Source organism: Pontibacter qinzhouensis, from assembly GCF_008017455.1.
GTDB lineage: Bacteria > Bacteroidota > Bacteroidia > Cytophagales > Hymenobacteraceae > Pontibacter > Pontibacter qinzhouensis.
In genome coordinates, this window is record NZ_VRTY01000149.1 from 1 (window position 1) to 9,901 (window position 9,901).

Annotated in this window: 10 protein-coding genes; all 10 read left to right on the forward strand. The window is 41.6% G+C overall.

Features of this window, described 5'->3' with window-relative positions; translation table 11 throughout:
- Nucleotides 1-499, forward strand: a 499-nt coding sequence (locus tag FVR03_RS24625; RefSeq protein ID WP_187270276.1) for a hypothetical protein, incomplete at its 5' end; no start/stop codon positions are given.
- Between the two features lie 19 nt (nt 500-518).
- The gene (locus tag FVR03_RS22735) at nt 519-1,835 is read left to right on the forward strand and encodes a phage portal family protein (RefSeq protein ID WP_147924079.1); all 1,317 of its coding nucleotides are present in this window, start codon (nt 519-521) and stop codon (nt 1,833-1,835) included.
- 39 nt (nt 1,836-1,874) lie between these two features.
- Nucleotides 1,875-2,432 carry an NUMOD4 domain-containing protein gene (locus tag FVR03_RS22740; RefSeq protein WP_147924080.1) on the forward strand — a complete coding sequence of 186 codons (558 nt, stop codon included), beginning with the start codon at nt 1,875-1,877 and terminating at the stop codon, nt 2,430-2,432.
- Between the two features lie 19 nt (nt 2,433-2,451).
- Nucleotides 2,452-2,880 carry a hypothetical protein gene (locus FVR03_RS22745; RefSeq protein WP_147924081.1) on the forward strand — a complete coding sequence of 143 codons (429 nt, stop codon included), beginning with the start codon at nt 2,452-2,454 and terminating at the stop codon, nt 2,878-2,880.
- 17 nt (nt 2,881-2,897) lie between these two features.
- The gene (locus tag FVR03_RS22750; RefSeq protein WP_147924082.1) at nt 2,898-3,407 is read left to right on the forward strand and encodes a DUF6712 family protein; all 510 of its coding nucleotides are present in this window, start codon (nt 2,898-2,900) and stop codon (nt 3,405-3,407) included.
- A 75-nt stretch (nt 3,408-3,482) separates the two neighbouring features.
- Nucleotides 3,483-3,665 carry a hypothetical protein gene (locus FVR03_RS22755; protein ID WP_222707299.1) on the forward strand — a complete coding sequence of 61 codons (183 nt, stop codon included), beginning with the start codon at nt 3,483-3,485 and terminating at the stop codon, nt 3,663-3,665.
- A complete protein-coding gene (locus tag FVR03_RS22760) occupies nt 3,655-3,864 on the forward strand; it encodes a hypothetical protein (protein ID WP_147924084.1) in 210 nt (69 codons plus the stop codon). The genes FVR03_RS22755 and FVR03_RS22760 overlap by 11 nt, the downstream gene beginning before the upstream one ends.
- A 4-nt stretch (nt 3,865-3,868) precedes the next feature.
- Nucleotides 3,869-4,705: a hypothetical protein gene (locus tag FVR03_RS22765; RefSeq protein WP_147924085.1), complete on the forward strand. Its 837-nt coding sequence runs from the start codon at nt 3,869-3,871 to the stop codon at nt 4,703-4,705.
- Complete coding sequence (locus FVR03_RS22770; RefSeq protein WP_147924086.1) at nt 4,705-7,356, forward strand: hypothetical protein; 2,652 nt, start codon at nt 4,705-4,707, stop codon at nt 7,354-7,356. The genes FVR03_RS22765 and FVR03_RS22770 overlap by 1 nt, the downstream gene beginning before the upstream one ends.
- Before the next feature lie 11 nt (nt 7,357-7,367).
- A complete protein-coding gene (locus tag FVR03_RS22775) occupies nt 7,368-9,761 on the forward strand; it encodes a LamG-like jellyroll fold domain-containing protein (protein WP_147924087.1) in 2,394 nt (797 codons plus the stop codon).
- Nucleotides 9,762-9,901 lie beyond the last annotated feature (140 nt).

A 9,901-nucleotide genomic window follows, 5' to 3' on the forward strand; every position in this document is an offset into this window, starting at 1 on the left:
TACTATTGATGGTGGTTCCGAGAGTGGTAGCTATAACGTTAAAATGTCAGGCAGTCAGTTAGGTAAAGTAGAAGAGGTCTCTTACAACTTAATGTCTTCGCTGGAACTCAACCCAGAGGCAAACGGCACAGCACCAGACCCTATCTACTCAAACCCACCTATTACCAGTAATCCAGGTAGTGGCTCAGGTGGCGGTGGTAGTGGTAGTGCTTCACCTAGTAATGTATTCAATACTGTAGAAGTAACGACCAATAACTACCAGATCAGGAACGACGACCACTTTATAAAGGTAACAGGTTCTATGACTGTTCTGATGCCAGTATCGCCTGTTAACGGACAGCTACACATATTCAAAGCTACTTACGATGCGAGTGTAGCACCTGTGATTATCAGATTTAACAATCACTCTATTGAGGGCGAAAACGAGTTCTACATTAACACACCAGAGGGCTCAGTAAGCTTCATCTTCCAGGGAATGACCTGGTACCAGATAGACTAAAAAATTCCATTCTAATGAATTGAAAAATAAGAGAAAAACTAAAACACCGGCTACACCTGCTAAAAAGAGCTCTCCGAGTGTATTTAATGTACAATTAGCTGAAGTAAGGATGCCAAGTATCAACCTGACGCAGCTTAAGTACAGTGTCAACCCTTGGGTAAACTATGGTGACAAAAATTTGTGGCCTGAATACCTGATTAAGCTTATCACCTACTCAACAGTACACCAAAGCTTCATTAATAAGAGATCAAAACTTATATACTCTGAGGGTTTAAGTTACTCTGACAACATATCGGAGTTTTTAGAGAATTTGAATGAAGAAGGTGGTACAGCAGATAACCTTCTTGAGATTGTGTCTACTGACCTTTCTGTGTTGGAGACATTTGCCGTAGTAGTGCGCTACAATAGGATGAAGGACAAAATTGTAGCAATAGACTACCTAGACTCTTCAAAAGTCAGAGTAGACAAAAATCTTGACGTTTTAGGTAATGTACAAGGGTACTGGATAAGTGCAGACTGGACTAATCCTACCGTCAACAAACCACAGTACTTCGAGAAATTCAACCCTAACAACATCAACGAGACTACACAGGTCTACTTCTACCACAAACGTGCAACAGGTAACCCGTTCTACCCAATAATCTCTTATGCTAGTGCTATCCATTTTATTGAGATGGCATACGAAATGGGTAAATTCTCGCTTAATGACATCCTGAACGGTTTCTTCGGTTCTGCTTTACTTAGCATTACTGCTAATATGACGGACGAACAGAAGGCAGAGTTTATGGCTAAAATTAAAGCGGGTTTTACAGGTTCTGAGAACGCGTCTAAATTATTGACTGTAATATCTGAAGAAATAAATTCAGTCACTCTAACACCTCTTAACCCTACTGACAATACAGATAAGGTAGCAAGTAGAAAAAAAGTAGCCGTTGATGAAATCTCAACGGCGCACGGAGGTAATCCAATAGTAGCAGGTGTAACAATGGATGGTAGTACACTTGGTAGCGACGGTAAGCTTTACAGAGATGCTCTTGAAATTTATTATATCGATGTAATTAGACATTACCAAAAACCATTCATATCCTTCATTAGAAGAGTGTTAGATTTTAACGGATACTCAGATTACGAATTAGAAATTACCTCATCTGCTCTAATGACTGACACTGAAGTACCAGCTTGGAAAATGGATTACCTAAAACCTGAAGTATGGATTGCTGAACAAGGTTATAGCACTGAAGATATTTTACCTGAATTGATTAATGGAGCAGGTGATGTAGAAAATCCTGACGAGGTTACAGATGATACACCTGAAATTGAGTCTGAAACGGAATAATAGATTTAGGACTTTGGTACCTGGACTTGGTATAATAGTATGGAAATTCAAATTGAAACAACCGAGAACTGGAAGCCAGTTGTAGGTTATGAAGGACATTACGAAATATCAGACCTAGGTAGAGTTAAAAGCTTTAAACGAGGTAAAATTATTTTTTTAAGTCTATATGTCAGAAGTGACGGTGGACACTATGGTGTTAATCTAAGTCTAAATGGGAAAATAAAGAAAGTATCAGTACATCAATTAGTAGCTAATGCTTTCATAGAAAATCCAGACCCAATAAACCTGATAGTCATTGACCATAAAGATGGTAATCCAAAGAACAACTTATCATCGAATTTAAGATGGGCTACAATAAGAACTAACTGCCAAAATCAGAATAGAAAGAGAGAAGGTAGGACCACCTCAAAATTCTTAGGAGTTAGTTTCTGTAAGAGAGATAATATTTGGCTAGCCTACATAAAAGCGCCAACAGGCAGAAAGCATCTAGGATGCTATAAAATAGAGGAAGACGCCGCAAAAGCTTATGATAGAGCTTTAACTGAAATCGGCTTATCTCCAGTCAATTTTACGAATGTACACACAGTTACAGAATAAAATTAACGATTACCTCTCAATGTCGGCTGACGAAAAACAGAAGTTTACGTTGGCCGCCATTGATGACTGGTATTTCTGGTCGAGAGTAAGTTGGGTAAGATTCGTCTATGTCTACGCTGATAATGAAGAAAACAGAAGACTAGGTAGGGTTGGTCAATCGACAGGAACCAGGTACGGCACTCGTAATTTAGATTTGATTCCCTCACACAAAAAACCGAAGCAAAGAAACCGAAGCACTAAGACTATCAGATATTTCGATACTGGTAAAAGTAAAATAAGAGACGCTTCAGGTAGATACACCACAAATAAAAACCAAGCCATCAATGGTAACTGGCGGAGTTTCAGACCTGGATTAGTTACCATTATGACAGGTATCTGGAGCTTTGAAAGAGGTAAGTTCGTTTCATCCTTTGACGACTTCATCATACAAAATCAACCTTCGGGCTAAAAATACACTCACACTAAATGTCTTTCCTTATTACCGAATCATACTTAAAGAGCAGGGTTAACGTCACTCTCCACAAGGATGCCTCCGCTATCAAAATAGCTTTCCAGAATGTAACGGACTTCTACATTCAGGACTTACTGTCTATACCGCTTTACGAGCTGTACCTGGACCACGCTACTAACAACACAGCACTATCTGTAAAGCAGATGGAATTGTTCAATAAAATTAAAGTCTACTTTGCGCTGATGGTAGAATGGGAGCTGATGTTCAACCTATTTGAAATCACAAATAAGGGTAACAAAGAGGACATTAACGCAGCATCAATCGATGTAGTCAAACTGAAGCGTAACGAAGTTTACTCTAAAGCGGAACAGGTAAAATCTAACATATTGCGTTACCTGAGCACTAATAAAGCGGACTTTCCGCAATACTTTTCGAGCGAAGAAAATACAGAACACACACCTAAATCAATTACAGGCGCTTCTCCTATTGTTTTCCTCAATGAGCCAAAAATATGGATAGGCTAAGAAATGGACTACATTCCTATAGCATTTAGTGTACTAGGTGTCATTATCATACCACTTACATTAGGCTGGTTTAACTTGAGAGAACGAGTTACCAAATTAGAAGGACGAGCAGAAATCAACGCATCTAACATCGAAAAAATCAACTCTGCTAATAAGGATTTGAGTAAGGAAATGAAAGAGATGAAAGAGCTCATACAGCAAGTGCTGCTAAAACTCACCGAACTGGAAACCTACCAGAAAATCAGAAATGAGAAATAACATCAAAGAATGGAAGAGTACGATAGTAGGCATACTGTTACTGGTTGCTACCGGGTTTGCTGTGGCTTACGAAAAAATGCCAGCTCCTGAGGTGCTTATTCCATTTATGGTAATAGTAGGTGTAGCACACATTATGCTGAACCCCGACGAAATCAGGAAATACTTACTTGGATTCCTGAAGAAAAAACTAGAGGACTAGTCAGTTGAAACAAACCAAAATAGACACCAGGATAACGCGTCTAGGTGAGGATATTCCGGTTACAGGTGTCAGCATAGGCGGTATTTTAGATGGTACTACGCTAAGCAAAGACGAGAGTGTGGTATCCATACTGAAAAAGATATTCACAAAGGAATCTACACCCTCTTACACCGCCCCGGCCAGGACTTTCAGTAGTTCTATAACCGGCAACGTAGAGGCTGGAACACTTATAAGACCAGCTCTTTCTGCTACATTCACAAAGAACGATGCGGGTGATTTGACCAGGTATCTTTTAAGAAGAGGAAATACTACACTGCTTGACCAGGCTACCATCAGCAGCTTTACAGACAGCTATTCCATAGGCGACGAGACAGTAGAATATCAGGCTACATTCTACTATGCAGACGGTCCAGTAAAGAATACCAACCTTGGTAACCCCTACCCTACCGGACAGATCAAAGCTGGCAGCATTAGCTCAAACACTGTTTCTATAGTAGGCAGAAGGAATCTCTTTTACGACACCAGTAAGACAGGCTTAAACACATCAGCCAATATCAGGAGCTTTGTGAATAAATCACTCAATCCTGGTGCTGGTACAACTTTCACAATCAATATTCCGGCTGGTGCGACAAGCGTACAGTTTTCCTACCCTGCCAGCATCAGGGACGTCAACAGCGTCAAATACGTAGAAGGTCTCAATGCGGAAGTCAAAGACATATTCACGAAGACGGTAGTATCTGTGGAAGGTGCTAACGGCTTTACTCCTATCAATTATAAGGTATACAACTACGTACCTACAGCGCCTTTCGGGAGTGCTGCAAAATACAGTATTACAATTTAATGGCTAAGTTAGAATTCCCATTACAGTTCAAGAGACAGTACGCAGATGCTATAGACGCAGATTACAAGTTTACAACAGAAGAAAGACAAGCATACCTGACCAACCCACTCAGATATGCTGGTATGCCCTGCTATGACATAACGGAAGATAAACCTTACTACCTGTCTGCTGGTCTTGACGCTTGGTTGGAATACGGTAGAATAGAAGAACCTATTTTTAAAGTCTATGTGAAGGCTGGAAACCCTCAAGGACTCCATTATATAAGAATATCTGGTGTAGATGATTATAACAGCAACACATTTGCTTCTACTCTGACTGATGCAAATATGCTAGACATTGCTTCTGTACCATACAACACTGCTTACAACAATTATGACATTTACACTAAAATCAGCAACCGTTATTACAGAAACAGAAGCTTAGGTTTCAACTACAAGTACCAGGATTTAATAACTGACGGAAAGGTTGACTACGAGAAGTCTACGTTCTACCTGGAGTCTAAGAAACCTTACCCTAACTTTTGCTACTATACTTTAAGTAACGGTACAGCCAGCGCAGAATACGGCACAGCACAGCGCTTACCAGATAATACGACTTCACCACCCTGGGGGTATGTAAAGTCATTTTTTGGAGGTATGATAGATGGTGGACCTCAAACAGTGTTCGTTAACAATATGTACGATAACGGGGTACTGAAACCTGAACGCTTCCCACCGATCATTACCTACCACACAGGCAGCACCAGAGAGTACGCTACTTCATTCGGCACAACCATCGGTGGAGAAAAGGAACTGGAATTCATCGAAAATGACTTTTATACCAAGAGTTATGACAAACACTACCTGACTGTAAGAGACAAGAAACTAATACAGTACGAACTGCCAATAAAGCTTGACGCGGCCAAAGGCGCTCTCTCCAGTGGTTCAAATTTTGCCACTGGAACTAGTTCTGTCGCGCTGGGCAACCTTAGTACTGCATCAGGTAATAACTCCGTCTCAATCGGTAACAGCACAACCGCATCAGGCCCTAATAGCGCCGCGTTTGGTACTAATACAACAGCTTTTGGTTCGCAATCTACAGCTATAGGCAACAACACAAGAGCCGGAGCAACAGGTACTTTTACGTCCGGTACAGGACAAACAGATGCGCAAGTGATTGCATCAGGCTGGACTGCGTTTAACCATAACTTCGTGACGACACCTGGTAATGTTGGCGCTGCTGCGGATTATTCTGCAATTCTTGGTGGGGTAAACAACCAAGTTTTAGCAGGTGCTACAGGTAGTGCAATAATCGGTGGGGTAAACAACGTCGTGAGTAGCAACGCCAGCAATAGCATAGTCTTATGCGGGCAGAACATAACTGCGAATGTTGCAAATACTCTATTCACAAATAACATACGCATCAGCGGTACACTGTCAAGTTTTAGTGGTCAACCACTTTTTGCCCCTGTCGCACACGTACATTATCCTTCTCAAATAGAAGGGTTACAAGCTTTACTGGACGCTAAAGCAGATACAGGCCACACTCACGCAGGTATGGTTAAAAGCGTGAATGGTGTAATACCAGATAGCGCTGGCAATGTAGTAATAGAAATTTCAGGCAGCGGTGGCAATACAGGCGAAATACCGCCGCACACACACTATATGTCTGATATTACATACCTGCAATCTAATTTCGACTACTATGACGAGTTAATACAACAAAAGCAACAGAGAATAGAAAACTCTGCCATAGACAATATTCTCTACAATAACCTGACAGTAAACAGGGCTTTAGTTTCTAGTTCGACAGGTAAAATTGCAGTTAGTGCAGTTACAAGTACACAGTTGGGGTATCTATCTGGTGTTACATCTGCAATCCAGACACAATTGAACGGAAAGGCTGCAACCAGCCACACCCATACCATAGCGAACGTAACCAATCTACAGACCACACTAGACGGTAAGGCAGCCACAGTCCATACACACAGCGAGTTTAATACTTTCGTCAAGACTGTAAACGGCAACACCCCTGACGTAAACGGTAACATAAACTTAGCAACAGGTGGCAGTATTAACTGGTCCAGTATTTTGGAGAAGCCGACTACTTTTACACCGTCTGACCACACCCACTTCATAACGGACATTTCTGGACTTGAGGCGGAATTAGACTCGTTCTCTTCCAAGGGGCACGGGCACTCTATGGCCAGTATATACAATCTAGATGTTGAATTAGCGGCACGTGTTAAGACAGTGAACGGCGTCGTTCCTGATGCCAGCGGTAACGTCGCTATAACTGTTGGAGGTGGTTCTTCTGCTGCCGTTGCTCCTTTAACGCTTTCAATAGCTTCAGGTGCCGTTAATCTGAACTGTACTGACAAAGCCTTCACCTCTTCCAAATTCACAGTAGACACAACAGCTAAGCAAGTATTTGCTTTCAACGCAACTGGTGTGGTGGAAGGTACGAGAGGCAGGCTTACGATCAAGCAAACGGTTGCGGGAACAATATACATTACTTTACCTGCTAATAGTGCCTATTCAGAATACATCTTAGATAGTAATTCAAATAAGCTGTTGCCTATTTACGGTGAGGCTAATGAGAATCACACTATCGAGTTTGAATATGTGGACAGTATTTACAATTGGACTACTGCACTATATAACAAAAGATAGTTTTTCAATCAATGTTATTAAACACTAAACTAAATGCCGAACATCTATACTTCAACACAAGACGAATAAGAAACGGTCATATACAGGACGAGTTGAGAAGGGGTACTAACAGGCCCCTTCTCAACGGTCGTTGTGCCTCCTTTGTAAATAATCACATCAACAATTCCTTCAACATTTATGCTAAGACTATTTCGTTCTGGATTTACAGAGAGGCTAACGGCACATACAATAACCTGATAGGTAATACGGACGACTTTGGTACGATACGCTTATACAACGACCATTTACTACTCAGGTGGCAGGTAAACAGACACGGCTTTCCGACTACTACACAATTCAGAGCTTCTTACATCCCTGCTAACCAGTGGGTACACGTCGCAATAGTTTTACCGGATTTAGGCGGCCTAATCACAGATACTAAAATCTACAGTAGCGGGTATGCCGACTTTACAAATTTTGTTCAGCAGGGTACAGAGGGGTTCGACACAGAAGACAGAATCAGGTACCACAACATTACACCGATTGTAAACGGTAACTGGGCTACCTGTAAAATATACGACCTGCAGATATGGTCCGAGAGGTGGAGCGCAGAAGATGTAAGGTTCTATCATACCTACAAAAAGCTTCCTGTTCATCGCCCAGGTAACGAGTTCCTGAAAACTAACCTGTTGAAAGATATTTTGATGCTTCACTACAAGTTCGAAGAGGGTTCAGGCACAACTGTGTATGACAGCTCAGGTAACGGCAGGAATGGCACCTGGAATACAGATAAGTCGTCTAATCACTATCTGAACAAAAATGTACCACACAGCTATTTAAACAGCTCAGGGTACAACTTAGTAGATGGTGTTTACATACCAGCTAACGAGTCTAACCCTATCTATGACGTATTAGGCAATAAGCTGGAATTCGCTGGTTTAGCGCCTGTCAACATACCAACCACAACACAGACTGTAGGTAACTGGTATGAGCCTAACACTGCAATAGATTTTAGTGCTGGTGTTGAATCCCCTTATCTGAAATCATTGGAGTTGCATAATGCGTTGCCTACGGTATGGATGCCTAACAACCCTACGCCTACTATCAATTACAGGGAGATCAACGGCAAGGTAGACAGAATCACTACTAATAGTACTCCGCCGATCAACCAGAATCTTGAGAGGTTAAAAGCTTTCTTAAACAAACACTCGACACCGCCAACGTACGAACCACCTGTAGAAACAGCATACAGAGCCAAAGCGATTCCTGACAGAGACAGCATATCCTACCCTGATGCACCTATAATGTTGACAAACTCAATGAGGGACATTAACGGTGAGATACACATCAAGAACAAGAGAATCAATTCAAACGACCCTGCTATCAGGTGTATAGATACTTCGCAATTATCGATCAGAACTAAAATCTATATAGAAGACTGTGTTCTGAAAGGTCTAGGAATGATAATCTATGCCTACAATTACAGACACGACTTTGTAATCAGGAATAACATCTTCTTTGGCAATAAACACCTTTCTGCTAATTATACCTCAGATTGGGGCTTTTGGGCGCTGAGAATTAACAACCCTTACTTCCTAGTATTCGAGAACAACTATATAGAAGATTGTGGCACTGTTAAAGTCGAATACACTACTGAGCTAGACACTCAGGGTTATAATATCAGGTATAACTACATTAAAAACACCTGGCAGCCTAACCACTTGAACCAGGCTATCAATATAAAAGGTATCACTGGTACGAGTGTACCGAACCAGGTAATCGAATACAACGAGATATGGGGCGAACCAGGTCACGTATGGGTAGAAGACACAATCAACATCTACTCTATGCGTGCCCCTGATAACAGCCCTGCTTACATCAGACACAATTTCTGTTCAGGGGCATTTAAGAGTGTAACGGCTGACAGGTATACTGGTGGCGGCTTTATAATCGACGGTACGTCTGCAAACGGTGAAAGCGACGTTTCTAAAAACTGGATACTGGAACATAACATTATGGTAGGGTTGGGTAACTACTGTTTAGCCCTAGCTATGTCTGTAAACTGTATCATTAGGAATAACACCTGTATTGTAGCAGGCAAGTACGCTGATGGCACCAATTATCCTTTCTGGGTATCCGGTATCTGGACAAACGACTACTCTAAGAACTACATAGCTAAGGGCAATTCGGTGTACGGCAATACGGTCGGTGTTTATAAGTACAAGGACGGTGTTGGCAGAAATGACTACGGTTATTACCTGCTAGATAAAGAACCTGAGCTGCCTACTCACACAACCTGGTATGACAACGTATCGCTACCGGACCCGATCACAAAAGAAATGGAGTACCAGCAGCATACGGTATGGCAGCAGAAGATCAGTAACGCTGGTTTTATGATGGGACCAATAGAACTGATACCTAATTAAACAGAAAAGCCACTCAATAATTGAGTGGCTTTTTTTATTGTTTCGGGCTCCTGTATCGCGCCCAGGCTTTCGAGACTGTAAACGGAACTGTGTCAAAGCTATAAAATTATTAACTTAGCTTAAGCACAGTTACTATGGAG

Coding starts and splice junctions, on each gene's coding strand:
- FVR03_RS22740 (WP_147924080.1), top strand. CDS start 1,875: ATGGAAATTCAAATTGAAACAACCGAGAACTGGAAGCCAGTTGTAGGT.
- FVR03_RS22745 (WP_147924081.1), top strand. CDS start 2,452: ATGTCGGCTGACGAAAAACAGAAGTTTACGTTGGCCGCCATTGATGAC.
- FVR03_RS22750 (WP_147924082.1), top strand. CDS start 2,898: ATGTCTTTCCTTATTACCGAATCATACTTAAAGAGCAGGGTTAACGTC.
- FVR03_RS22760 (WP_147924084.1), top strand. CDS start 3,655: ATGAGAAATAACATCAAAGAATGGAAGAGTACGATAGTAGGCATACTG.
- FVR03_RS22770 (WP_147924086.1), top strand. CDS start 4,705: ATGGCTAAGTTAGAATTCCCATTACAGTTCAAGAGACAGTACGCAGAT.
- FVR03_RS22775 (WP_147924087.1), top strand. CDS start 7,368: ATGTTATTAAACACTAAACTAAATGCCGAACATCTATACTTCAACACA.